This is a genomic window from Mycolicibacterium chlorophenolicum, assembly GCF_001044235.1.
GTDB classification, from domain to species: Bacteria; Actinomycetota; Actinomycetes; order Mycobacteriales; family Mycobacteriaceae; genus Mycobacterium; species Mycobacterium chlorophenolicum.
Map to the genome: position 1 here is coordinate 1 of NZ_JYNL01000015.1, position 22,467 is coordinate 22,467.

The window sequence follows — 22,467 nt, forward strand, 5'->3', positions numbered from 1 at the left end:
GGGTCCAGATCAAGCCGTCACGACGCCACGCCGAAGCCCGGGTGGGTCCCGAATCAGACCGTCACACTGGTCCCGAATCAGACTGTCACCGCCAGGTGAGCCGCCAGCGCGGCCAGAATCCTTGCCCATGCCTTGGGGGAGTGTTGACGCGCCCACCGCGGTGTTCGTTCGTCACGGAGCCAGTCACAAGCCAACAAGTAGGCCACGCGTGGCGTTGGGGCAATTTCTGGTCGTCGCCGGCGGATCTCCTTTGTCGATGCTGGGCGCGGAGCGCCGCCTCTTGTGTGGGCCGTATGGCCCCCGGCGCAGCTGGATACAACTTTTTTACTAGAGATCAAGAGATAAGAACTTAAAAGAGACCCCTTACGGGGGTGGGGTGACAGGGGTAGGACCGGCGCGTGATGCAGCGCCCACACTGATGCCCAACCGCGGTGACGATCCCCGACGCGCCAGGACGCGAACCGCTCTGCACGGGTACGCTGCCTACCCCGCAGGACCTCCGTGGCCAAGCCCAACAACCGCAGAGTGGTGTCGGCCCGCTGCACGGTGCGTACGGACAGACCGGTATCGCGGGCAAGCCGCGCATTGGTTGGCCGGCTATTGCGCCCGGTTGTCCAGTCCGCGTAGCGGGCTCGTGCCTCAGCGACACGTACGAGGGCGCGCAATGAGATGGGGTTGCTCGGCATCGCGGGGCGGACTTTGGTGTCGTAGTGGCTGAGGTAGGCGATGGGGACCGCGACGCGGGCCCATCGTTGTTCGCCGGACAGCCAGCATGGCACGCCGGCGTAGGTATCTTCGTCGAGTTCGAGGTGAATCGCTGTTGGTGTGCGGCCGGCTACCTCGTGGGATAACTGGTGCAGGAAGTGCTGCGTTGCTGCCGACGAGGTCTGGCTGGCCTGTCGTTGCCGGCATGAGCGGGTACGGGCGGTGCCGCGTCGCGGCCTGGTTTTGCTCGTTCCGCGGTACCCGCGGTCAACCTTTTCTGGTCCCGCCAATCTGCGTTCACGGTGCGCAACGACTGGTGCTCCACGCGGGCGTGCGCTACCGTGAGAGGTGTCTTGCACGACAGCTCCCTAGGGATAGGGGCGAGAGCACGAGCCGAGCCTGGTAACTCGGATAACTTCAGATGGCGTTCACCCTCGGACTGGTACTCCGGGGGTTTCGCCGTTTCTGAGGCTCTCGCGTTGTTCAAATGTCATGTGCGGCAACCTGGTCGCCACTGGTGGTGGTCGTGGCCAGGTAGCGGCGTTAGTCGCTGGTGTGTGGGGATACCTCCTTGGCTTGGAGTCCACGGAGGCGGCAGCTCGGGGCGCGAGTAGCCAGATACTGACTGCCCGACAAGGCACCGCTATCGCCCCGTAGGTGGCGAATCCGTTGGGAGACTCTGGAGTAGGGGTGCACGGCCAGCCGCAGACAGTGCCGGGTCACTGGCTCGGGCTCTGCGTCAACCATGGTCAGACGATCGTCGAATTGGCGGACTCCTTGGGGGTGGTCATAGCCGCCGCCGGTTGAGGTTCTCTATGACGTGCGCGACTCCGAACAAAGGGCTGTTGGCGTGACGTTGCGCCGCCGCGAGACGGACCATTCGACAGGCGATTTCGGCGATAGCGCGCTCGACAGCTTCGATATCGTCGGCTGTGAGGGCGTTGTAGTTGAGCTGCACACGCAGCATGGTGGTGTATCCGTGCTGCCCGATCACAGCACGGCAGCGGTCGATACCGGGCCGGCCATAAGTCATGGTCACCGTTTCGTCGGATGTCCGCACTGCGATGCGACCGCTCACATCGAGCGCTCTTGCAGGTGATGCCGTTGGGTGATCCCTGCCGGCGCCGCATTCCTGGGCTGCCGGCTGCAGGCCTGTTATGTCACTGGGGCCGTTCGACGCGACGGGCACAGCCAGCCGTTGGCCGGTTGCCATTGACCAGCAGACGTGCCGGCCGTGTTTGGAGGTGCGCTGCACGGTGCCGTTGCGCTGGAGGCTGAGGAGTTGTCGGTAGACACGTTCGTGAGTGGCGGGATGCCGGCGAACGCTGCTGGTGGTGAGGCATTGAGCCAGGGCCGCGTAGACCTGTGCGGTACTCAGTGGCTCGTCGGCCGCGCTGAGGATCGCAATGATGTTCTGGCGCATTGTGTTTCGTCCCTCGCGGGGGTTATCCATGAGGATGGCCGCCCGCCGGACCTATTCGTCGTCGAGATCTTCTGCAACGTCGAAACCGCCGTGAGCGGCCAAGGAGCGCAGTTGGCGCAGCGCGAACTTGCGGCCGCGTCCCTCTTTGGGCAGGTGCACCCCGGACCACATGCCTTCGGCGCCCGGCGTGTCGAGGGCATCCTTGGCGCATTGCCAGCGTCGGGGGCAGCCCCGGCAGAGGGTCTTGAGTTCGGGGTCGTTGCCGCCGGCCGCCCACCTGTCGGGGTCTGAGACGCAGGGCTGTGCATTGCTGCTGCGGATTACCGGTCGTTCGAGTGTCACGGTCACTGAAGCTCCTCCCACTGAGCTATCGAATGATCTGGACTCTAGCACTAAAGTATCGCAGTGCAATATTTTCATCGTATTGCAACGCACACCCAGGAGAGATAGCGGCCACAAACCAGGGAAATCTAGAACGCAAGCACCTGCGCCGCCACCGATGACTCCTTTTGCGGGTGCGATATCCCGATCGGCCGATACCTGCTGGTTACACTGACGCCGTGGAAGACGGCGCACCGGACCCTGGCATTGCTCGTGCCGGCGCGACCGTCGCAGCTCGGCGGCGCGAACTCGGGATCTCTCAGCGCCAGCTCGCCCGTGAGGGGATCATCAACGCGACTGCGCTGATCCGCTTCGAGAAGGGGCGCACCTGGCCGCGTGAACGCACTAGACACGTGCTCGAAGAAATATTGCAGTGGCCGGCGGGAACGATAGCGCGTATCCGCGACGGCGAACCGGCAGAGGCTTTCATGGGCACTGGCAGCGCAGACAGCGCCGATGGCGAATTTTTGGCGTCGTTGGTGGCTGATGCGGTCCAGCCAGCGCTCATTCGTTTTGATCAAGCTATCGCCGATCTGCCGCCGGCCGATGCACCAGAGTTCGTCGATCACGCCTCGGTGATTCTGGCCGATCTGCGCAAGTTGGAACAGATAGGAGCCCGGGCGGTACGGCATAGCCGCGGGTCAGCAGTGGAGGTGGTCAAGGCGCTCGGCGTGATTCGGCGCCGCTACGACGAGCTGATGCTGCGCACTAGCGAGCATCCGGCCGCAACGCTGGGTCAGAGGCTCTACGCTGCGCGTCATCGCACCAATCTGACTGCGAGTGAGGTCGCGGCGATCAGCGGGTTGCCGGATGAGCTCGTCGTGGCGGTGGAGAACGGCGCAGCGGTTGACGATGCGGAGAAGGCCGCGCGCATCGAAGCACTCATCCAGGACCTGGATTCAGACCACTAGAGACCGCCAGGCCGCATTTTTGTGCATGTGGCGTGTGTCTGCTGCGCGAAAATGGTTGTATGCGTCCAGGACTGCTCGCCCTGTTGTTCGGTGTCGCCGCGTTGGCCGGGTGTGCCCCGGTCTCTGCGGAGTCTGGTTCCGCTGTGGTGTTGCGTGTGGTCGATGGTGACACCCTCGATGTGCGCGACGACGGGCGTGGCCGACTGCGCGTGCGGGTTCTAGGGATCAATACTCCGGAGACTAAGCCGCCTGCTCAGTGTTGGGGCGCTGAGGCGACTGAGTTCGCCGAGGCTACGTTGCTGAACAAGCGAGTGGTACTGGTGGGCGATCCGAGCCAGGACGCGCGGGATCGGTATGGGCGGACTTATCTGCACTAGTCAATCCGGTTCACCGGGGCCGGTCATCAGTCGGAGTCTTTGGAGCCTTCGAGGGCGCGGCTGAGCTGTTGATGTGGGACAGCTCTAGCTGGATGGTCGGTGAGTTCGCGTCGGGTTACGTGGTTTTGCGGGCGGTGAGGCGTTCGACGAGGCCGAGTTTGAAGCGTTCGACGCGTTCGATGTCGAGGTTGGGGTCGTTGCGGATGTGGTTGAGGGGGCGGCGCAGGAAGTGTTCGCCGCCGAGGGGAACGGTGAACAGTTCGAGGAAGCGTTGCACGGCTCGGGCGGGGGCGACGCTGCTGCGGATGTGATCGACCAGGATGAGTTGTCCGCCGGGGCGCAGGACGCGGGTCATTTCGTTGAGGGCTTTGGTGTGGTCGGGGATGGCGCAGAGCCCGAAGGTGCAGACGACGGTGTCGAAGGTGGCGTCGTCGAACGGTAGGTGGTGGGCGTCGGCTTGTTGCAGCGTGGCGGGGTGGCCGAGGTCGGCGGCACGTTGACGAGCCAGGTCGAGCATCTGTTCGCTCCAGTCGATCCCGGTCAGCGTGACGGTGTCGGGGTAGAACTCGAGGTTGAGGCCGGTGCCGACGGCGACTTCCAGGGTGGTGCCGGCCGCTTGGCTGCAGACCCATTGGCGGGAGTCGCCGAACAGGTGGCGGTCAAAGAATCCGATTTCGCGGTCGTAGGTACGGGATTTCTTGTCCCAGTATCGGTTCCATCGGGCGGTGCGATCACCGGTGGCCATGGTTCACCTCGATTCGAGTCGGCCAGTCAGACGATTCGGGTGCGTCCGATGTGGGGAACAAACCGGCCGACCGTCTCACAGTAGTCCCGGTAGGCCTGGCCGTGGATAGCGTTGAGATAGGGCTCTTCGACGACGCGGACCTGCAGCTCGATGGTGGCCAGCAGCACGACGAACGCGACCAGGGCGAGCGGGTTGGGGGTCATCAGGGTGATGCCGGCGGCGAAGATCAGCATCGCGGTGAAGATGGGGTTGCGCACCAGCCCGAACACACCACGGAGCACCAATGTGGTGGTCTCACTGGGGTCGACGCCAATCCGCCAGGACTCGCCCATGTCGCGCTGGGCGTAGAGGGTGGCCGCGATACCCGCCACCGCCAGCACCGTCCCGCCCACCTGAATCCACGGCGCCTGCAGGAGCGCGATCGGGGTGAGGATGCCGAGCAGTTGCAGCAGCGGTGCGGCCGCCCCGGCGAGGATGGCAGCGATGAATCCGGCGCCGGCGAACCATTCCAGCGAGCCAGGCCGGCCGTGGATGCCGCGAAACCCGGTCGAGCCGGTGCGGCGGTGCTGGGTCCAGCTGCGCCAGCCGAACCCTAAGACGGCAAAGACCAGGTAGAGAACGAGCGCGGTGGCGGGCATGGGTGAACCTCCTGGCCGGACTGAGATGAGTGTCGATGTGGAGAGGGGCGGTCAAGCCGATGGATGCGGCAGGCCGCGCCTAGTTCTCGGCGAGCGCTTGATCGAAGGCCTGGGCTAGGTCTTCATAGCTGTGTGGCTGGATGCGGGTGTCGTTGAGGAAGAAGGTCGGGGTGCCCTGCACGCCCAAGGCGCGGCCGTCGGCCATGTCGAGTTGGATGCGTTCGAGGGTGGCGGGATTGGCGTAGGCCGCGTCGAACTCGGCCATGTCCAGGCCGAGTTCTGTTGCGAATCCGCGGAATACGTCATCGGCTGGGGTTTGGGTCTGCTGCACGATCAGGTGACAGTTTCGGTCACGCGGCCTGACTGGCCGGTGTGGTCATGATTGCTTCGAATTCGATCGGGGTCAACCGCCCGAGGCCGGACTGGCGGCGGCGCCGGTGGTAGGTGCGCTCGATCCAGGTGACGATCGCGATGCGGAGTTGTTCTCGGGTGTCCCAGCGGCGGCGGTCGAGCACGTTCTTCTGCAGCAGGCTAAAGAAGCTCTCCATGGCGGCGTTGTCGCCGGCGGCTCCGACACGGCCCATAGAGCCGACCATCTCGTGTTGATTCAAGGCGTGTACGAATTTCCTTGACCGGAACTGAGATCCGCGATCCGAGTGCAGAATGCACCCCGCGACATCTCCGCGTCGGGCTACCGCGCTGTGTAGTGCCCGGATGGCCAGTTGTGACTTCATTCGGGAGTCGATGCTGTAGCCGACGATCCGGTTGGAGAACACGTCCTTAATCGCACAGAGGTAGAGCTTGCCCTCACCGGTGCGGTGCTCAGTGATGTCACTGAGCCACAACTGATTTGGCCCTTCAGCGGTGAAGTCACGCTCGACAAGATCGTCGTGCACCGGCGGCCCGACTTTGCCGTTCTTGCCGCGTTTCTTACCAAACACGCTCCACAGTCGATTCTGCGAGCAGATCCGCCATGCGGTGCGCTCGGCCATCGGCTCGCCGGCATCGCGCGCCTCCTCCACGAGGTAGCGGTAGCCGAACTCCGGATCGTCTGCGTGCGCGTCGAACAGCGCATTGGCGCGGTAGGCCTCGATGAGTTCGGCCTCGGTGATGGGGTCGGCCAGCCAGCGGTAATACGGTTGGCGGGAGAGCTTGAGTACCCGGCACGTCACCGCGACGGGGATCCCGTCGGCGGCGAGCTCTTTCACGAGCGGGTAGACCCTTTTCCCGGCAGATTGGCCTGCGATAAATACGCTGCGGCCCGGCGCAGCACCTCGTTCTCTTGCTCTAGCAGTTTGATCCGCCGTCGGGCTTCGCGCAGCTCACCGGACTCGCTGGCGCTCTTGCCGGGCTTGGTGCCTTCGTCGATGTCGGCCTGACGGAGCCATTTCTGCAGCGTCATCGGGTGCACTCCGAAATCGGTGGCGATCTGCTCGATCGTTACACCGTCATCGCGGTTGCGAGCGACCCGGACGACGTCGTCGCGGAACTCGCGGGGGTAGGGCCTTGCCATGGGGACATCCTTCCAGCCCGCCCATGCTGGGCAAGCCAACTCAGATGTCACCTATTCGTGCAGCAGACCCTTTGCTTTTCACCCCACTGGGCTTGGGTGTCATACATTTTGCGATACATCGCCTCCAGTTGGCCTTGCTGGGCGGCGGCTTCCACCGCGCGGGCGGCCCGCTCGGCGTTGACGTGGGCTTGCAGCGGGAAGTAGCGGATCACGAAATTCACCCGGTCGCCGTATTCGGCCCGCGCTTTTTCGATCTCTGGGTAGACCGCGCGGCAGCCCTCGCATTCGAAGTCGAGAAACTCCACGAACGTCACCGTGCTGTCGGGCACCGTGTTGAGTCGGTGGCTGTTCTCGCGCACCACCTGCCCGGCCTCGCCGGTATCGGGCTGTGCCGTGGTGGTCGAGTCGCGGTCGCGCACTGACAGGTAGACCAGCGCCCCGATCGCCATGGCGGCGATGACGAACGCGGTGAGCAGGATGCGGCTGGTGCGCGCCATTCAGATACCTCTTTTGTGGGCGTGGACGATCTGGAACGGGGCGGCCCAGCTGCGCGCGGGCAGATGGGTGGTGACGGCCAGTCCGTGTGCGGTGAATGCGTCGGCCAGGCCGGTGCCCAGGACGTCGCGGGCGTGGGGTCGTTCGGCGAGCCGCATGTAGGTCTCGAAGATGGTGCGGGCGGTGGGTGGTGGGTCGAGGTCGATGGCGATGACCTGGCCGGCGAGACGTAGAACGCGGATGGCTTCGTCGATGGCGCGGTGGCGGATGTCGGTGGGCAGTTCGTGCCAGCCGAACACGCTCATCACCACGTCGAAGGTGTCATTGCCGAACGGCAGTGCGGCGGCGTCACCTTCATGCAGCGCCACGGTACCGATCCCGGCGCGGGTGAGGTAGCGGCGGCCGACGGCCAGCATTTCCGGGGAGATGTCGAGGCAATCCACTCGTGTGCTCGGGGATTTGCGGGCGAGCAGGCGGGCGGCGTAGCCGGTGCCGCCGCACAGTTCGAGCACTCGTTTCGGTTTCTGGTCGGCGACGAGCTGGGCGAGCCGGTCATGGGGTCGGCCGGGGATGAACCGGTTGCCGGCTTCGAACAGCGGTCCGGCCAGGGCGAATTTGAGCCGGTTGCGGCCCCAGGGGCGGCTCATGTCGGCTGCCGTTCACTGGCGGTGACCGGGAGTGTCGATGTGTAAGTGCTTGGGGTGGTGGTGAATTGGTGGGCGCAGTCGGTCGAGCAGAACCACCAATCCCGGTCCTGGTAGCGGCGTCGCGCCCGGGCGGTTTCCGGGTTGATCCGCATGCCGCAGACCGGGTCGCGGGGGTAGCGGGCCTCGGTCAGGGCCAGCGTGTGTAGCGGAATCGGGGTGGTGATGCTGCGCAGCGGCGGAGCACCGATCGCTGGGGTGGACAGGCCTTGTCGGGTAGCGGCAGCCGCGATCGGGTCGGTGATCACGGCGTGGCCGGCCCCGGCGAGTGCGGTGATGCGGGCGGCGATGTTGACGGTGTGGCCGAACACGTCGCCGCCGCGGGCGATGACGGGTCCGTGATGGATTCCGGCGCGCAGCGCCAGGAACCCGTCCTCGCCGGCGACCTGCTCTGCCAGGTCGGTGAGGGTGGCCAGCATCTGGGTGGGTGTGTCGGCGGTCAACATGACCGCGTCCCCGATCGTCTTCACCAGCCTCACGCCCGGTTGTAGTGCAGCCTGTGCCAGGTCGGCAAGCCGCGCGGCGAGCTGGGCGGCTTCGTGGTCGCCGCAGATTTCGGTGAGGATGCTGTAGCCGGCCAGGTCGACAAACGCCGCCGTCGCCTCGACCGTGTCGAAGTCAGGTGTAGTGTCGGGCAGCATCATTGGTCTCATCTCTGGTGCGGCCGAGCCACGGTAGGAAGCGCCCCACTCGGGTGGTGTAGTCGCGGTAGGTGTGGCCGTGGACGCGGCGCAGGTAGGGCTCTTCCACTTCGCGCACCTGCAGCTGGATGCCGGCGATCGCGATCAGCAGGCCGGCGATCGCTATCGGGTTGGGCACCATCAGCGTCAGGCCGGTCAGGGTGAGCAGCAGTGTGGTGAAGATCGGGTTGCGCACAATCGCGAACGGGCCGCCGGTGACCAGCTCGGTGCGTTCGGTCTCATCAACCCCGATCCGCCACGAGGCCCCCAACCCCAGCTGGGCCTGCAAGGTCAGCCCGATGCCCACCACCGCAACCGCGATCCCAGTCGCATGAACCAGCAGATGGTCGGCGAAACGCAGTGGGGCGAGCCCGGCCAGGGCCGCCGCTGGGGCGCCGACGCCGACCAGCAGATAGCCCACGTCGGCGAGCGCGAGCGCCCACCATTCCAGGGTGCCGTCGGGCCGCCAACCCCGCCGGTTGCCGCTGTCGCCGATGCGGGCCAGCTGGATCCGGCGCCGACAGGCCCCGATCACCAGCATCAACATCGCGAACAGGCCCAGTGCAGTCAGTGCCATCGCCTGCTCCTTCCCGGTCGGCCCGTCCCCGCCCTGCGTCCTCATCCATCGGGTTGTATCGATGTTGGCGGGGTTGACCGATCAATAGTGTTGGACGCTATCATCGTCGTGTGGCGATGAAAAGTGGTTCGGTCGATCCCGCGATGTGCGGGAATGTGGATGCGGCGACGGCGTTGTTTCACAGCCTCTCGGATGGCACCCGGTTGGCGATCCTGCGCCGGCTGGCGGTCGGTGAGGCGCGGGTGGTGGATCTGACCGGCGAGTTGGGGTTGGCGCAGTCGACGGTGTCGGCGCATCTGGCGTGCCTGCGCGACTGCGGGCTGGTGGATTTCCGGCCGCAGGGCCGCGCCTCGGTGTATCGGCTGGCCCGCCCGGAACTACTGGACATGTTGCGGGCCGCCGAAGCTGTCTTGGAGGCCACCGGCAACGCGGTGGCGTTGTGCCCCAACTACGGCCACCCGACTGAGCGGAAGAAGGTTGGGCGATGAGTGAGGCGTGCGGCTGCGGCAGCGACGACCGCCCCGGCGAGGACGAGCAGGAACCCGAACGGCTTTGGGAGATCACCGAACTGCGCGCCGCCGCGGTGGCGGGCGTGGTGCTTTTGGCCGGCTATGTGGTCGGCTGGTCCGGCGGCCCCCATGCGGTCGAAATCGGCCTGTATGCGCTCGCCTTGGTGATCGGTGCCTACACGTTCGTGCCTTCGACGCTGCGCCGGCTGGCGCAGGGCAAGATCGGGGTCGGCACGCTGATGACGATCGCCGCGGTCGGCGCGGTGATCCTCGGCGAGGTCGGCGAGGCCGCCATGCTGGCGTTCCTGTTCTCCATCAGCGAGGGCCTCGAAGAATACTCCCTCGCCCGCACCCGCCGAGGTCTGCGGGCGTTGTTGTCGCTGGTGCCCGATGAGGCCACCGTGCTCCGCGACGGTACCGAAACCACCATCGCCCCAGCAGAGTTGGCGGTGGGTGACCGGATGCTGGTCAAGCCCGGCGAACGCGTCGCCACCGACGGCACGATCGTGTCGGGGCGCACGGCGCTGGATGTTTCGGCCATCACCGGCGAATCCGTGCCGGTAGAGGCCGGGCCCGGTGATGAGGTGTTCGCCGGGTCGATCAACGGCACCGGCGTGCTGGAGGTTGAGGTCACGTCCACTGCTGCTGACAACTCGTTGGCCCGCATCGTGGCGATCGTGGAGGCCGAGCAGTCCCGCAAGGGCGAAGCCCAGCGCCTGGCCGACCGCATCGCCAAACCCCTGGTCCCCGCGATCATGATCGCCGCGGTCCTCATCGCCGCCATCGGCAGCGTGTTGGGCGATCCGCTGGTGTGGATCGAACGTGCCCTGGTGGTGTTGGTGGCGGCCTCTCCTTGCGCGCTGGCGATCTCGGTGCCGGTCACGGTGGTCGCCGCGATCGGCGCGGCTAGCAAGCTCGGTGTCTTGGTCAAGGGCGGGGCGGCGCTGGAAGCCCTGGGCGCGGTCCGCACGATCGCGCTGGACAAGACAGGCACCCTGACCGCCAACGCACCCACCGTCATCGACGTCGCCACCACCAACGGCGCCACCCGCGAGCACGTGCTGGATGTGGCGGCGGCGTTGGAGGCCCGCAGCGAACACCCCCTCGCGGCAGCGATTCTCGCCGCCGCGCAGGGCCCCGTGCAACCGGCTGATGACGTGCAGGCGGTCACCGGTGCCGGGTTGACCGGCGCGCGGGATGGCCGTCGATTGCGGCTGGGCCGCCCCGGCTGGCTTGACCCCGGCCCGCTGGCCGGCCAGGTCGCGGCCATGCAGGCCGCCGGCGCCACCGCCGTGCTCATCGAAGACAACGACCAGATCATCGGGGCAGTCGCGGTGCGCGATGAGCTGCGGCCCGAAGCCGCCCACGTCGTCGCCCAGCTGCGCCGCGGCGGGTATCAGGTGGCCATGCTCACCGGTGACAACCAAGCGACCGCCCACGCATTGGCCAAGCAGGTGGGCATCGAGGTCGTGCATGCCGATCTGCGGCCCGAAGACAAAGCCGCGCTAATTGGTCAAATGCGCCAACGTTCCTCGACGGCCATGGTCGGTGACGGCGTCAACGACGCCCCGGCCCTGGCCACTGCCGATTTGGGTATCGCCATGGGCGCGATGGGCACCGACGTGGCCATCGAAACCGCCGACGTCGCGCTGATGGGTGAAGACCTGCGCCACCTCACCCAAGCACTGGCCCACGCGCGGCGCGCGAGGCGGATCATGCTGCAAAACGTCGGCCTCTCACTGGCATTGATTACGGTGCTCATTCCGCTCGCCCTCACCGGTGTCCTCGGGCTGGCCGCGGTCGTCGCGGTGCACGAACTCGCCGAAATCGTCGTCATCGCCAACGGCGTGCGCGCCGGACGCACCAAGCCCCTCGGGGGCACCATCATCGAAACCGGAACCGACTCCCACCGGCTGGCCCACACCCGCAACCAGAAGACCACGGCAGCCAGCTGAACTCGGGGCCGCAACATCGGGGTAAGACCCCGGATCGATCACGTCAACGGCGTCGCACTCCGAAGCGCCGCCAGCACGCGATCCCTGGTCGGAAGGTCCAATCGGCACGCATCAGCTGCCAGCTCAGTGCCCGGCTTCATGACATCCATACCATCAACGAGCACTGTTGGCGATGGATATCCACCGACCCTTTCCACCACCACATCTTCAGCGATATCAACCTCAGACAGACACTCGGCGAGCAAGCGCCGAGCCGCCGCCGCATTCGGACATCCCGGGCTCGTGAGAAGTTCCACACGCATACATCTAGCTTCGCTCAATACGCGCGTTGGATCGGGATGGCTGGCCGGTGGGTGGTGTGATCGCGGTGGAAAGGTTGGCGGCCAAGGCCTGGACGCGCGTGGTGATGTCGTCGCGGATGATTCGCATGCGGTCGATTCCGTCGATGCCGCGCAAGGAGGGTTCGTCGGTATCCCACCGCTGGATGGTGACGCCGGGACAGTACTCGTCGAGGTGGGCTTGGCTGCCGACGATGACGACCAGGTCGGCGTCGTCGAGCATCTGCGCGGTGAGTTGGGCGGGCTGATGGTCGCTGATGTCGACGCCGACTTCTGCCAAGGCTTGTACCGAGAGGTCGTTGACGGCGGTCTTGGCGCGGGTGCCCGCCGAGCTGACGTGGATGGTCGGTCCGGCGATCTGGCGCATGAGCCCGGCGGCCATGACCGATTTTCCGGCGTTACTGACGCAGACGAACAACACTGATGTGTCAGCCATATTCGGTGTGTTCCCTTGAGGTTTTCGCGGCTACCGGGTGACGGGCACGTTCAGGTCGGCCAACAAACGGTGGACGCGTTCTTCGATGTCGTCGCGGATCGGGCGGACGGCGTCGAGGCCCTGGCCGGCGGGGTCGGGCAGTTCCCAGTTCTCGTAGCGTTTCCCGGGGAAGATCGGGCAGGCGTCCCCGCAGCCCATGGTGATGACGACGTCGGCCGCCTGCACAATTTCGTCGGTCCAGGGTTTGGGGTATTCGCCAGTGATGTCGATACCGACTTCGTGCATGGCAGCGATCGCGGCGGGGTTGATCTCGTTGCCGGGTTCGGATCCACCGGACCAGGCGACGGCCCGGTCACCGGCCAGGTGGGTGAAGTAGCCCAGCGCCATCTGCGAGCGGCCGGCGTTGTGGGTGCACAGGAACAACACGGTCGGTTTGCCGTCGCTGATCTTTCCTTCCACTCTCGCCAGGGCGTGCAGGCGTTGGCGGGCGAACCGTTCGGCCAACAGCGGCAGGAAGTTCGGAATGGTGGCCCGGCCGGCGAACTGGTCGTAGGACGAATGCAAGAACCGTTCGATGGTTTCGGTACCGAAGGTGCCATCGAACTCACCGCCCAGCCGGGTCGCCGCGGTTTTCAGGGCGAGTTGCTGGTCGATGGACAGATCGTGGCGAAGCTCGTGGGTGACGGGGCTGTCAGTCATGGATTGGGTTCCGTTCTCGTCGTCGAGCCGTCGGCAGGAAGGTGTTGGGAGGTGTGGTGGTGGAACCGGTTGCGCAACGCCAAGGACACGTAGACCAACCCGACCAGGACCGGGACTTCGATCAACGGGCCGACGACGCCGGCCAGGGCTTGGCCGGAGGTGGCGCCGTAGGTGGCGATCGCGACGGCGATGGCGAGTTCGAAGTTGTTGCCCGCGGCGGTGAACGCCAGGGTGGTGGTGCGCTCATAACCGAGATCGAGCATGGTGCCGAGCAGGTAGCCTCCGCCCCACATGATCGCGAAGTACGCTAGTAGCGGCAGGGCGATGCGGGCGACGTCGAACGGTTGGTGGGTGATCTGGTCGCCTTGCAGCGCAAAGAGAATCACGATAGTGAACAGCAGCCCGTAGAGCGCCCACGGCCCGATCCGGGGCAGGAACTTGGCCTCGTACCAGTCACGGCCCTTGGTTTTCTCGCCGAGCCGGCGCGACAGGTAGCCGGCCAGCAGCGGGATGCCCAGAAATATGAGCACGGACTTGGCGATCTGCCACGGGGAGGTGTCGATGGTGGTCTGTTCCAGGCCGAGCCAGCCGGGCAGCACCGACAGATAGAACCAGCCCAGCAGGGCGAACATGATGACCTGGAAGATCGAGTTGAGCGCCACGAGGACGGCGGCGGCTTCCCGGTCGCCGCAGGCCAGGTCGTTCCAGATGATGACCATGGCGATGCAGCGGGCCAGGCCGACGATGATCAGGCCGGTCCGGTATTCGGGCAGGTCGGGCAGCAGCAGCCACGCGAGCGCGAACATCAGCGCGGGGCCGAGCACCCAGTTCAGGACCAGTGAGGACAGCAGCAGCTTGCGGTCGCCGGTGACGGTGTCGAGGCGGTCGTAGCGGACCTTGGCCAGCACCGGGTACATCATGATGAGCAGGCCAAGAGCGATGGGTAGTGAAATCCCGTCCAGCTGAACGCTTTCCAGCGCGGTGTTCAAGCCGGGAACCCAGCGGCCCAGCAGCAACCCGGCGACCATCGCCGCGCCGATCCACAGCGGCAGGAACCGATCCAGGGTGGAGAGCTTGCCCACGACCGCTGGGGCCGGGGTGGTGGTGTCGGTCATGCCGACACCCCGGCGGCTGCGTCAATGCCGAACAGGACGGCGAGGCTGGCCAGCGCGTCGGGCACCACGGCGTAGTACACCCAGGAGGCCCGGCGCTGTGAGGTCAGTAGCCCGGCGTCGCGCAGCACTTTGAGGTGGTGGCTGATGGTCGGTTGTGACACCTCGATGTCGGCGGAGATGTCGCAGACGCAGGCCTCACCACCGGCGTGGCTGGCGATCGCGGAGAACAGCTGCAGGCGTACCGGATCGGCCAGCGCTTTGAGTTTGACCGCCATGTCCGCCGCGTCCGCGGCGGTAAGGGGTTCGCGCAGCAGCGCCCCGGGTGGGCAGCACGCGTCCCCGTCGGTCAACGACTCCTGCGACTTCGACATACATCAATATTGACGGATATCGAAGTTGTTGGCAAATGAAACGTCAGGTGAAGGTGAGTTGGGCGGCGTGGAAGTCGAAGTGGCGCCCGGGGTAGCGGTAGACGTCTTCCAGCGTCATGTAGTCGGAGAAGAACGGATCCCATCCCGGCGGGAAATGCATGCCGCGCCGCAGGGTGTCGTCGGTCTCGCGGGCGAGCCGGTGTTGCAGTGAGTCGATGACCCGGTCGAGTTTGGCGCCCATCCTGCGCCGGTTGTAGACCATGGCGGCGGCGCATGATCCGTAGTAGTTGATTTGATGAAACGGCGTGGTCGCGGCGTTGAGCAACCGGGCGTATGCCCCGCTGACGCGGTCAGGTAGTCGGCCCATCACCCGCACCAGGGGCAGCAGCCGCTGCACGACCATGTAGCCGAACACCATGTGGAACAGCAATTGTTCGTTGGTCCACCGGGTTCCGCGCGTCGGCGCATCCCAGTCGTCGGGGCCGGCGGCCGCCAGTAGCTGGTGGAACGTGACACGCGCGCGCTCCAGATCGGCAGCGATGGCATCGCGGTCCATGCCCCGATCATGCGCCTGCCGCGGCCATGTGACCACGGCCGCGGCAGGTGCGATCGGCTAGCAACAGGACGCTGCGGCGGGGTCAGCCTCCTTGGAGGCTCCGCCGCAACACACCCCACCCTCGCCGTCGGCGGAATCGTCGAGGTGCTGTGGGCTGGTGCCGAAGGTGTCGGAGTCGGCCAGCACCGTGTAGACCTCCCATTTCTCTCCGGCCGGCCCGGTCACCCAGACCTTGTCCTGGGTGGCGAAGCAACACGTGGTGCCGATCTCCTCATCGGTGAACAGCCCCTCGCCGGTCAGGCGGGCGATCTCGGCGTGCACCTTGTCGCTGGATTGGACCTCGACGCCGAGGTGGTTGATGGTGCCGCCCTTACCGGGATTTTCCAGCAGCACCAGCTTCAGCGGCGGCTCGGCGACGGCGAAGTTGGCATAGCCGGGCTTGACCTTGGCGGGGTCGACGCCGAACAGTTTGGTGTAGAACGTGATCGCCTCGTCGAGGTCATCGACGTTGAGGGCGAGTTGCATACGGGACATGATGGACCTCCCACTAGGGATGAGACATATATCGAACTGGCGCGTCGACCTCAGGATGCCACCTTTTTGATATATGTCAAGACAGGTGGCAGGATGGGGTCATGCCCAAAGCGCTGCCCGTGATCGACATGTCCGCCCCGGTGTGCTGCGCCCCGGTCGCCGCGGGCCCGATCAGCGACGCCGATGCCCTGCAGGTCGCGATGCGGCTCAAGGCGCTCGCCGACCCGGTGCGGGTCAAGATGATGTCGCTGCTGTTCAGCTCACGCCCCGGCGAAGAGACCAGCGGCGATCTGGCCGCGGTGCTCGACCTGAGTGAATCCACCGTCAGCCACCACCTGGGCCAGCTCCGCAAAGCCGGGCTGGTGATCTCCGACCGGCGCGGCATGAACGTCTTTCACCGCGTCAAACCCGAAGCCCTGCAGGCACTCTGCGTCGTCCTCGACCCCAACTGCTGCACCTAGCTGTCAGAAGGACGGTCCCTTACTGCTCGCGTCAGGACGTGTGCGCGGCAAGGAGTACCGGGGCCGCCTCGGTGAGGGCTGCCAGCCTCGCCGCCTTGCGGTCGGCGTGCTCAATGGTGAGGCGTAATTGGTTAACGTCGCCCAGCCACCGGTTCTTTTGGGCCTCGACCACCTGGAGGCGAAGGTTGTCACGGATCTCATCGAGCCTTGCGGCCTGGGCCGGTTCAACCTCGCAGAAATCGCACCGGATGCAGGCATGTTCATGGGAACAGTCAGATCCATAGGGGCGGTGGCAATTGCCGAGCGCGATCCGGCGCTGGCCGAAGTGTTCGACGAACTCGTCCCATTCGGCTTGGGTGGGCTCACGGTATTCGGCCGATGGCCGTGCCTGTCTACGGTTGTCGATGAACCGGTCATATGCCTCGAAGACATCTTTCTGATACACCGCGGTGTAGCCGCGCGTGACTTCGATATTGTTGTGGCCCACCATCTTTGCGGCCAAATGGATCGGGAACCCGGCGTTGACGATGTCGGTGATGAAGATCCGGCGAAAGTCGTGTGGCGTGAAATGCAGCGAAGTACCGTCAGCGTCCTTCAAGGCCATGCTGTTGGCCAGCTCTGATAACCACTTTCGGACCGTGCACTGGTTGATTACCCGCGACCGTCCACCCTCTCGGATCTGGATCAGATGCGGCATCGGCGCCGACACCTGGCGTTCCTGTGTGTCGATTCGGCAGCACAGCGGAACGCGGCCATCGATGCTGACGAACTCGACCAGTCGCGCCAAGGTGGTGGTCAACTCCGGGCTGCAGGGAAATATCCGCTCCTGATCGGTCTTGCTCGGTGCGATCTGCAGGAGCGGTATCACGGTGCCATCGGGTTTGCGGTACTGCTTGATGCTCAGATGGGTCAGCTCCAGCATCTCTTCGATCCGGATACCGGTGTGGCGCAACACCTCGATGATCGTCCAGGTCATGAAGGCCCGTGTCACGGTGTAGTGGATGTCAACCCGCTTCTCCGATCCATCCTGCAGAACATGGATGCGCACTCGGTCGGCCCGCTTGCCCGGTGTGTGCTTGATGTAGGTGCTCCCGTGCACGGCGAACGGTTCACCGAACGGCGCTGTCGTCGCGACCGCTTGCAGCTCTGCTGCTTGCACGTACGCCCGCCGGGCTGCAGCGACGAGTGCATCGACGTGCGGGGTGAGGGTGCGGGTGCGGGCATGCATGCGGTGTGCCCGCTGGGCCCGGCGCTTCTGCTGGCCTCGGACGTCGCGGATGCTGACCGGGCATGAGACAGCCCAATGGGCCCACGTCGAGGGATCCTCGTGGGACCAGGCAGCCACGTCGAGGTAGAAGCTGCGGACCGCTCCCAGAATGCTCTCGGCGTGCCGGCGCGGAGTCCCATCCGGTTTGGTGCGCAACCACTCTTTCCAGGCGGATGCCTGGGCCTTCGTCAAACTGATTGTGTCGATGCCGGGGTTGGCGTCTTCGATCGGTTTCCAGAACAGCTTCACCAGGTTTCGGCTGGTTCCGTCCAGGCTGGCGTAGTCCTGACCGACGGCGATCTCGGCGAGGTAGGCGATCAACAGTCCTCGCACGCTGGGAGCTCGCACATTGAAGCGGTCGACCAGTTCGGTGGGACTGAGACGTTTGGCGATGAGGTAGTGCCGCAGGTCGTCGGCTTCACCGGCGAACAGTCCGCCGCGGCGTCCGTAGTGCCACATGGCGAGAAGATCCCCCGGCATCCTGCCGGTCGAGACGAGAAAGTCTCGGTAGGCCAACACATGCTGGCTGTGCAGCTCGGTGATTGGCAGCCCGTTGCAGATGCTGATACGTACCAGGTGGGTGGCGGTTCGCCATTTCTTCACTTCCGGTGCGCCCTCGTGCTCCGCGGCGGCGAAGTAGCGATCCCACGCCTTCGGTTCGTGCGTGGTCGTCCAGTCACGGTAGAACCGCGCCTGCTTGTTCTCGATCAACCAGTCATGGCCGGGACGAATGACCCCCAGCATTATGAGTGCGTTGATCGACAGCCTTGCCCCAAGCCGTGTATGCGATCCGGTTGATAAGGCTGGGCACCACGCCTTCGGCTGGCGATCGGAATCGCTGGCGATCCAACGGTCTTGATAACTGTCGCCGACAAAGCCATCCAGCCAGTCCAATAGGCGACTCAGCCAGAGCCGTGCACCGCTGCGGGCTACTGCCTCGCTGCGGTACTTCTCACTCATCCGTGCCATCACGAGCGGAAGTCGCGCAGTGATGATGCGTTCACGTTCGGCGCAGGTGACAGTGTTTCCGAACCACGGATGGTCCTCGGGCGTCGGGGACAGCGAAGGCAGTACTTCGACTGGATGGTTGGCAAACGCAGACGAACTCGCCAGCGACTGGGCACGCGTGAGCACCCGCGCCATCAGAATGCCCGACCGAAAAGAACTTGGAGATCTTCTGCCGCATAGCCTTTCGCCGGCGTGGGCTGCGGTGACGGGGGTCTATTCCAGTGCTGATCAAGTTTGTCGACGAGTTCGGCTACGGTGGGTCGCAGGTAGCGTGTGGTGCTGGCGATCGACGCGTGCCGCATCAGCTCCTGCATTTCCGCGATGGTCATGTTCTCGTCCTGGGCGAGACGCATGCAGAAGGTGTGCCGGAAGTCATGCATCGTGACGTTGGAGCCCAGCAGCGCGTTGCTGCGTTCAAGGATCTGTCGCATTGCCCAATAGCTCAGCGGCCGCGGTGTGCCGCGCAATGTCAGCCAGACTGGCTCTTCAGGCGGACCCACGGGGCGCTCAGCAAGGTACCGGGCGATCCAGAGATACGCAGTGGGACTGATACGGACCATGACACGACTTCCATTCCCGCCCTTGGGTATTACATCGGCGGTTTGGTCGGCGGCATGGAGCATCCCCCGCCGCATGCTGAGCAGTTCACTGGCGCGTAAACCAGAGGAGATCGCCGTAGCGACAATGGCACGGTCGCGGTTTGTTCTCAGCGATGCAAATACCTCCTCGTACAGGTCGTCGCTGAGCGCGCGCGGCGCACGTTCCACTAGCTTCTGCCGATAAGGCGCGCGCTTTTGGGGGCGCGGGTTATCGAAGTGCTGGCGGTGCACGTCGAGTCGAGTGAGATCGTCGCGCGATTTCGGTACCGGGTTGATGAGCGGCCCGAGATCCGACTCCAGGGCGAACTCGTAGAAGCCACTGAGCGACGACAGTCTGCGATTCATCGACGACCGCGCGTAGGAAGACTCCAGGTAGGCCTTGCCCGTCCGCTCGTTCACAGAACCTGGGGTCGGCCGATGAGTATCCGCACTCGATCCGCGGCGTCGTTGCGGGTTCGCGCGACACCGGTACCACCTCACCCAGTCCCGGACTTCGCCCCGCGTTGCCTGAGTCCACGAAACCTGCAGTGCGCCGAGGAAACGACTCCAGCTCAGTAGGTCGTACGCATAGGCGCGCAGCGTCGCAGGCGAGTTGTCGCACGCGAACAGGTCGGCCAACCACAGATTGACGTGGTTTACGCCGGCACCCGACTCGTCGACCAAACGCCACGGCAACGAGCCCGCATTGCCGCGAACGACCGCACCAAGCCTCGGGACATCGAGAACCTCCACAAGTCTCGGTTCGATCCCGTCATCCATCACAGCCCCTGGTCCGGAAGTTCAATCTGCGTGGAGACTAAACGCACCGGCCGACAAGTTGAGCCTGCACAGCCGCACCACGTGGATCATCCAACTGCAGTTAACCGCACGCTGGCCTACATCCAGACTGCGAAGGAAGGTTTCTCGGTGTTGGGCGCGGCCGCGGGTGCCGGGCGCAGCCACATCTTCGACTCATCCCACCCGCCTCGGCGAGCACGCGAGGTCGCCGTTCGCGGAGGACTCAGCCCGCGGGGCCGGTCGCGGCTTGTGGGGGTCCACCCCGCTTCGGGCAACACCGGCGCCCAGCCGCGCTAGCGAGAGTGCCGGCCGCCAGCAGATTTTGTGTCTGGGTGGTGGGTCTGGGTCGCTGATACTGGTTTCGTGTCGGTTGGCGCGGTGGTGGCTCAGGTCGGTGAGGTGCTGGGCCGCGCGCACTCGCTGTTCGGCGATCCACCGGCCTCCGGACAAGGCCCGGCCGCGGGCTCGGTGATGAAGCTCTCCGGCGCCGGGGAGCTGGTGCGCTCGGGACAAGCGCAGATGGCACCACTGTCGGGGCAGCTGGCCACCAACTACTCCACCTTCGCCGGCGGCGCGGGCCCGGCCCTAGACACCCTGGCCGGCAACGACCGGGCGCTGAGCACCCAGCTCGACGAGGCCGCCCGCACCGACCGCACCGGACGCACCAGCTCCGGCGGAGTGGTCAACGGCGCCGCCACCGACACCAACGGATTAGCCCCGTTCACCAACACCCCCGCCGGCCAGAAAGCACTCCTGGTCGCACTACGCAACCGCGTCGCCCAACAACAACAAGTCGTCCAGGCCTACAAAACCCGCGACGCGCAGATGGCGGCGATGCTGCGGTCGATGCGGTACGCCGGTGGCGCGGCTGTAGGCGGGGGCTCACCATTTGGCGCCGGCGGAGCCGGGATCGGTACGCCGATGGGCTCCTCGCGAGGCGGTGGCTTTCCGAGCTTCAACCTTCCGCAGCTGGCCAAGGCCGCCAATCTGACCGGGCAGATTCACTCCGGGCGGCGCCCGCTGGGCGACCGCCATGCCGGGATGCGGCTGCGCCGCAGCGACATTGCCTCGTCGCCAGTTGCGGGCGGGATTGATGCCGCGATTAGCAGAGCGCTCGACATAAAAGGCATTACCGACCCGCGGGCTCGCCGCAATTGGGCCACCGGCATGAAAGTCGTGACAACCCGGGAGTCCGGAAACGACATCAACGCCGTAAACAACTGGGATTCCAACGCTGTCAAGGGAACTCCGTCCCAGGGCGCCTTCCAGTTTATCGAGCCGACCTTTCGGGCCTACCACGAGCCAGGCACCTCACCGTTTTTGCGTGACCCGGTGGCTCAGGGCGCAGCGTTCGTCAACTACGCAATGGGCCGGTACAACGTCTCGGCCGACGGATCGGATCTCGCGCAGAAAATTCAACAGGCAGACCCAACAAGGCCGCCGAGGGGATACTGAGCGGCTGCCGAAATCAGGGCCGTGTAGGTTGCCATTCTCCGTGTCGAATTGCCATATGAAATGTCGAACGATGTCGAATTCGACATGTCGGATGGCAAAAGGTCTGATCATTGCTTGGTAGAGCCTGAGTAGCCGGTCGAGACACGGCAGTACGGCGCGGACGACCCGTGTGCACGGGTAAAACTGCGCCAGAGCGATCGCGGCGCGGTGGACTATCAATTCTCCGTGGCCAGCCTATTGCTTCTGGTCCTGGGCAGGCACATGCTCAGAGGACATCACAAGCTGGGTGGAGTTGCTTAGGTGTGGTACCGGTAGAGCGCTTCTCGATCCCTACGGTCAGTTGGCCGTTGGTGGAAGCCCTTCGGCCTAAATCGGCGTGGCGTCGGCGACGCATGGGCTTGCTGCGCGATTCTTTCTGTGCCACTTGGCTGTTCGCGGAAGCACCGGGTCGGGCGGGACGCGGGATTGCATTGCACGGGCCTACTTGTGGATGTCCGACGTGACTGGCGGTGTCGAGGTCGATTTGGCCACGGCTGTGATCGAGCACCGNCGGGACGCGGGATTGCATTGCACGGGCCTACTTGTGGATGTCCGACGTGACTGGCGGTGTCGAGGTCGATTTGGCCACGGCTGTGATCGAGCACCGGATGGGCAGCGGTGAGGCCGACGTCCGCTCCGCGAGTCAGGTCTCGGATACGGTCCTCTTGGAGGCGGTTCCTTGGCGTACTTTTCGTTTCTATCAGGGTCAGCGTCATTACTCCGGAAAGTATTGGGCCGCTACTGAACGCGACCACGTTATCTACGAGTCGCGTTTGGAGCTTTCCTCGCTGTTATTGGCGGATTTCGATCCGGCGGTTACCCGCGTTGTGGCGCAGCCGTTCCGGCTGAGTGCGGTAGTGAACGGTCGGCTGCGACGCCACATTCCAGATTTTCTGTGGGGGAGTGGGGTCGGACTCACCGTCGTGGATGTGGTGCGCGCGCAGCGACTTGCCGAGAACCCGAAGATTCAGATGCTGTGCGAGTGGACGCGTGAAGTGCTCGAGGCGCTGGGGTGGGAGTATCGGGTGTTGAGCGAGCAGCCACCCATCCTGCTCGGGAACGTTCGTTTTCTTGCCGGTTATCGCCGAGAGCAATATGTCGATCAGCGATCACTCGACCGCATTCGTTGTGCGATGGACGGTTTGGGCGGGCTGCGTCTGGACGATAACCGGCAAGAAAACGAACGTTCCCGAGCAGGN

General features: G+C 65.1%; 22 protein-coding genes and 3 pseudogenes. 7 read left to right on the forward strand and 18 right to left on the reverse strand.

What is annotated here, in order from left to right; translation table 11 throughout:
* Positions 1 to 1,492: 1,492 nt before the first annotated feature.
* Together MCHLDSM_RS07055 and MCHLDSM_RS07060 are read right to left on the reverse strand one after the other, a co-directional pair.
* Positions 1,493 to 2,128 (reverse strand): hypothetical protein, encoded by a 636-nt coding sequence (locus tag MCHLDSM_RS07055; RefSeq protein ID WP_234713907.1) that lies wholly within the window; start codon positions 2,126 to 2,128, stop codon positions 1,493 to 1,495.
* A 51-nt stretch (positions 2,129 to 2,179) separates the two neighbouring features.
* Positions 2,180 to 2,476, reverse strand: a complete 297-nt coding sequence (locus MCHLDSM_RS07060) for a WhiB family transcriptional regulator (RefSeq protein ID WP_006246597.1) — start codon at positions 2,474 to 2,476, stop codon at positions 2,180 to 2,182.
* A gap of 212 nt (positions 2,477 to 2,688) precedes the next feature.
* Here MCHLDSM_RS07060 and MCHLDSM_RS07065 point away from each other — a divergent pair, with 212 nt between their 5' ends.
* On the forward strand, positions 2,689 to 3,420 hold the full coding sequence (locus MCHLDSM_RS07065) for a helix-turn-helix domain-containing protein (protein ID WP_006246596.1): 732 nt from the start codon (positions 2,689 to 2,691) through the stop codon (positions 3,418 to 3,420).
* 59 nt (positions 3,421 to 3,479) lie between these two features.
* Positions 3,480 to 3,797 (forward strand): thermonuclease family protein, encoded by a 318-nt coding sequence (locus MCHLDSM_RS35815; protein ID WP_006246595.1) that lies wholly within the window; start codon positions 3,480 to 3,482, stop codon positions 3,795 to 3,797.
* A gap of 115 nt (positions 3,798 to 3,912) precedes the next feature.
* On the opposite strand, the gene MCHLDSM_RS07070 is transcribed toward MCHLDSM_RS35815, so the two are convergent.
* The 8 genes and pseudogenes from MCHLDSM_RS07070 to MCHLDSM_RS07110 all read right to left on the reverse strand — a co-directional run bounded on the left by MCHLDSM_RS07070 (position 3,913) and on the right by MCHLDSM_RS07110 (position 9,149).
* Positions 3,913 to 4,542, reverse strand: coding sequence for a class I SAM-dependent methyltransferase (locus tag MCHLDSM_RS07070; RefSeq protein ID WP_006246594.1), 630 nt, complete (start codon positions 4,540 to 4,542; stop codon positions 3,913 to 3,915).
* Positions 4,543 to 4,568: 26 nt separating this feature from the next.
* On the reverse strand, positions 4,569 to 5,180 hold the full coding sequence (locus tag MCHLDSM_RS07075) for a methyltransferase family protein (protein ID WP_006246593.1): 612 nt from the start codon (positions 5,178 to 5,180) through the stop codon (positions 4,569 to 4,571).
* Positions 5,181 to 5,259: 79 nt separating this feature from the next.
* A pseudogene (locus tag MCHLDSM_RS07080) lies at positions 5,260 to 5,505 on the reverse strand (DsbA family protein); the annotation flags it as partial.
* A 25-nt stretch (positions 5,506 to 5,530) separates the two neighbouring features.
* A protein-coding gene (locus MCHLDSM_RS07085) for an IS3 family transposase (protein WP_099156389.1) occupies positions 5,531 to 6,693 on the reverse strand; the annotation gives its coding sequence in 2 pieces (ribosomal slippage) (positions 5,531 to 6,406 and positions 6,409 to 6,693; 1,161 coding nt in all).
* A 71-nt stretch (positions 6,694 to 6,764) separates the two neighbouring features.
* Positions 6,765 to 7,190: pseudogene (locus tag MCHLDSM_RS07095) on the reverse strand (DsbA family protein); the annotation flags it as partial.
* Positions 7,191 to 7,835 carry a class I SAM-dependent methyltransferase gene (locus MCHLDSM_RS07100; protein WP_006246591.1) on the reverse strand — a complete coding sequence of 215 codons (645 nt, stop codon included), beginning with the start codon at positions 7,833 to 7,835 and terminating at the stop codon, positions 7,191 to 7,193. It lies immediately after the preceding pseudogene.
* On the reverse strand, positions 7,832 to 8,536 hold the full coding sequence (locus MCHLDSM_RS07105; RefSeq protein WP_006246590.1) for an adenylate/guanylate cyclase domain-containing protein: 705 nt from the start codon (positions 8,534 to 8,536) through the stop codon (positions 7,832 to 7,834). Before MCHLDSM_RS07105 ends, MCHLDSM_RS07100 begins: the two co-directional genes overlap by 4 nt.
* Positions 8,511 to 9,149, reverse strand: coding sequence for a methyltransferase family protein (locus MCHLDSM_RS07110; protein WP_006246589.1), 639 nt, complete (start codon positions 9,147 to 9,149; stop codon positions 8,511 to 8,513). Before MCHLDSM_RS07110 ends, MCHLDSM_RS07105 begins: the two co-directional genes overlap by 26 nt.
* A 116-nt stretch (positions 9,150 to 9,265) precedes the next feature.
* Here MCHLDSM_RS07110 and MCHLDSM_RS07115 point away from each other — a divergent pair, with 116 nt between their 5' ends.
* Together MCHLDSM_RS07115 and MCHLDSM_RS07120 are read left to right on the forward strand one after the other, a co-directional pair.
* Positions 9,266 to 9,637, forward strand: coding sequence for an ArsR/SmtB family transcription factor (locus MCHLDSM_RS07115; RefSeq protein WP_013470139.1), 372 nt, complete (start codon positions 9,266 to 9,268; stop codon positions 9,635 to 9,637).
* Entirely contained in the window at positions 9,634 to 11,613 is a 1,980-nt protein-coding gene (locus tag MCHLDSM_RS07120; RefSeq protein WP_006246587.1) for a heavy metal translocating P-type ATPase, read from the forward strand. The genes MCHLDSM_RS07115 and MCHLDSM_RS07120 overlap by 4 nt, the downstream gene beginning before the upstream one ends.
* Before the next feature lie 306 nt (positions 11,614 to 11,919).
* On the opposite strand, the gene MCHLDSM_RS07125 is transcribed toward MCHLDSM_RS07120, so the two are convergent.
* The 6 genes and pseudogenes from MCHLDSM_RS07125 to MCHLDSM_RS07150 form a co-directional block, all read right to left on the reverse strand.
* Positions 11,920 to 12,387 (reverse strand): arsenate-mycothiol transferase ArsC, encoded by a 468-nt coding sequence (locus tag MCHLDSM_RS07125; RefSeq protein ID WP_006246586.1) that lies wholly within the window; start codon positions 12,385 to 12,387, stop codon positions 11,920 to 11,922.
* A 30-nt stretch (positions 12,388 to 12,417) separates the two neighbouring features.
* The gene (locus tag MCHLDSM_RS07130; RefSeq protein WP_013470140.1) at positions 12,418 to 13,086 is read right to left on the reverse strand and encodes an arsenate reductase ArsC; all 669 of its coding nucleotides are present in this window, start codon (positions 13,084 to 13,086) and stop codon (positions 12,418 to 12,420) included.
* A gap of 41 nt (positions 13,087 to 13,127) precedes the next feature.
* Positions 13,128 to 14,201 (reverse strand): annotated as a pseudogene (gene arsB / locus MCHLDSM_RS07135) (ACR3 family arsenite efflux transporter); the annotation flags it as partial.
* On the reverse strand, positions 14,198 to 14,572 hold the full coding sequence (locus tag MCHLDSM_RS07140; protein ID WP_003887763.1) for an ArsR/SmtB family transcription factor: 375 nt from the start codon (positions 14,570 to 14,572) through the stop codon (positions 14,198 to 14,200). The pseudogene arsB and the gene MCHLDSM_RS07140, both read right to left, overlap by 4 nt.
* Before the next feature lie 43 nt (positions 14,573 to 14,615).
* The gene (locus tag MCHLDSM_RS07145) at positions 14,616 to 15,128 is read right to left on the reverse strand and encodes a DinB family protein (RefSeq protein WP_013470141.1); all 513 of its coding nucleotides are present in this window, start codon (positions 15,126 to 15,128) and stop codon (positions 14,616 to 14,618) included.
* Positions 15,129 to 15,185: 57 nt separating this feature from the next.
* Positions 15,186 to 15,662 carry an ArsI/CadI family heavy metal resistance metalloenzyme gene (locus MCHLDSM_RS07150; protein WP_013470142.1) on the reverse strand — a complete coding sequence of 159 codons (477 nt, stop codon included), beginning with the start codon at positions 15,660 to 15,662 and terminating at the stop codon, positions 15,186 to 15,188.
* Between the two features lie 101 nt (positions 15,663 to 15,763).
* On the opposite strand from MCHLDSM_RS07150, the gene MCHLDSM_RS07155 reads away from it, so the two are divergent.
* Complete coding sequence (locus MCHLDSM_RS07155; RefSeq protein ID WP_003887760.1) at positions 15,764 to 16,123, forward strand: Rv2640c family ArsR-like transcriptional regulator; 360 nt, start codon at positions 15,764 to 15,766, stop codon at positions 16,121 to 16,123.
* Between the two features lie 31 nt (positions 16,124 to 16,154).
* Here MCHLDSM_RS07155 and MCHLDSM_RS07160 read toward each other — a convergent pair whose 3' ends face one another.
* Positions 16,155 to 18,533 carry a tyrosine-type recombinase/integrase gene (locus MCHLDSM_RS07160; protein WP_048469516.1) on the reverse strand — a complete coding sequence of 793 codons (2,379 nt, stop codon included), beginning with the start codon at positions 18,531 to 18,533 and terminating at the stop codon, positions 16,155 to 16,157.
* Positions 18,533 to 19,756, reverse strand: a complete 1,224-nt coding sequence (locus tag MCHLDSM_RS07165; RefSeq protein WP_013470144.1) for a tyrosine-type recombinase/integrase — start codon at positions 19,754 to 19,756, stop codon at positions 18,533 to 18,535. The genes MCHLDSM_RS07160 and MCHLDSM_RS07165 overlap by 1 nt, the downstream gene beginning before the upstream one ends.
* Positions 19,757 to 20,098: 342 nt before the next feature.
* Between MCHLDSM_RS07165 and MCHLDSM_RS07170 the strand changes: the two genes are divergently transcribed.
* Positions 20,099 to 21,229 carry a lysozyme family protein gene (locus MCHLDSM_RS07170; protein ID WP_013470145.1) on the forward strand — a complete coding sequence of 377 codons (1,131 nt, stop codon included), beginning with the start codon at positions 20,099 to 20,101 and terminating at the stop codon, positions 21,227 to 21,229.
* Positions 21,230 to 21,876: 647 nt separating this feature from the next.
* Positions 21,877 to 22,466 (forward strand): TnsA-like heteromeric transposase endonuclease subunit (locus MCHLDSM_RS07175; protein ID WP_234713910.1); only part of this gene is annotated, 590 nt, incomplete at its 3' end.
* Position 22,467 lies beyond the last annotated feature (1 nt).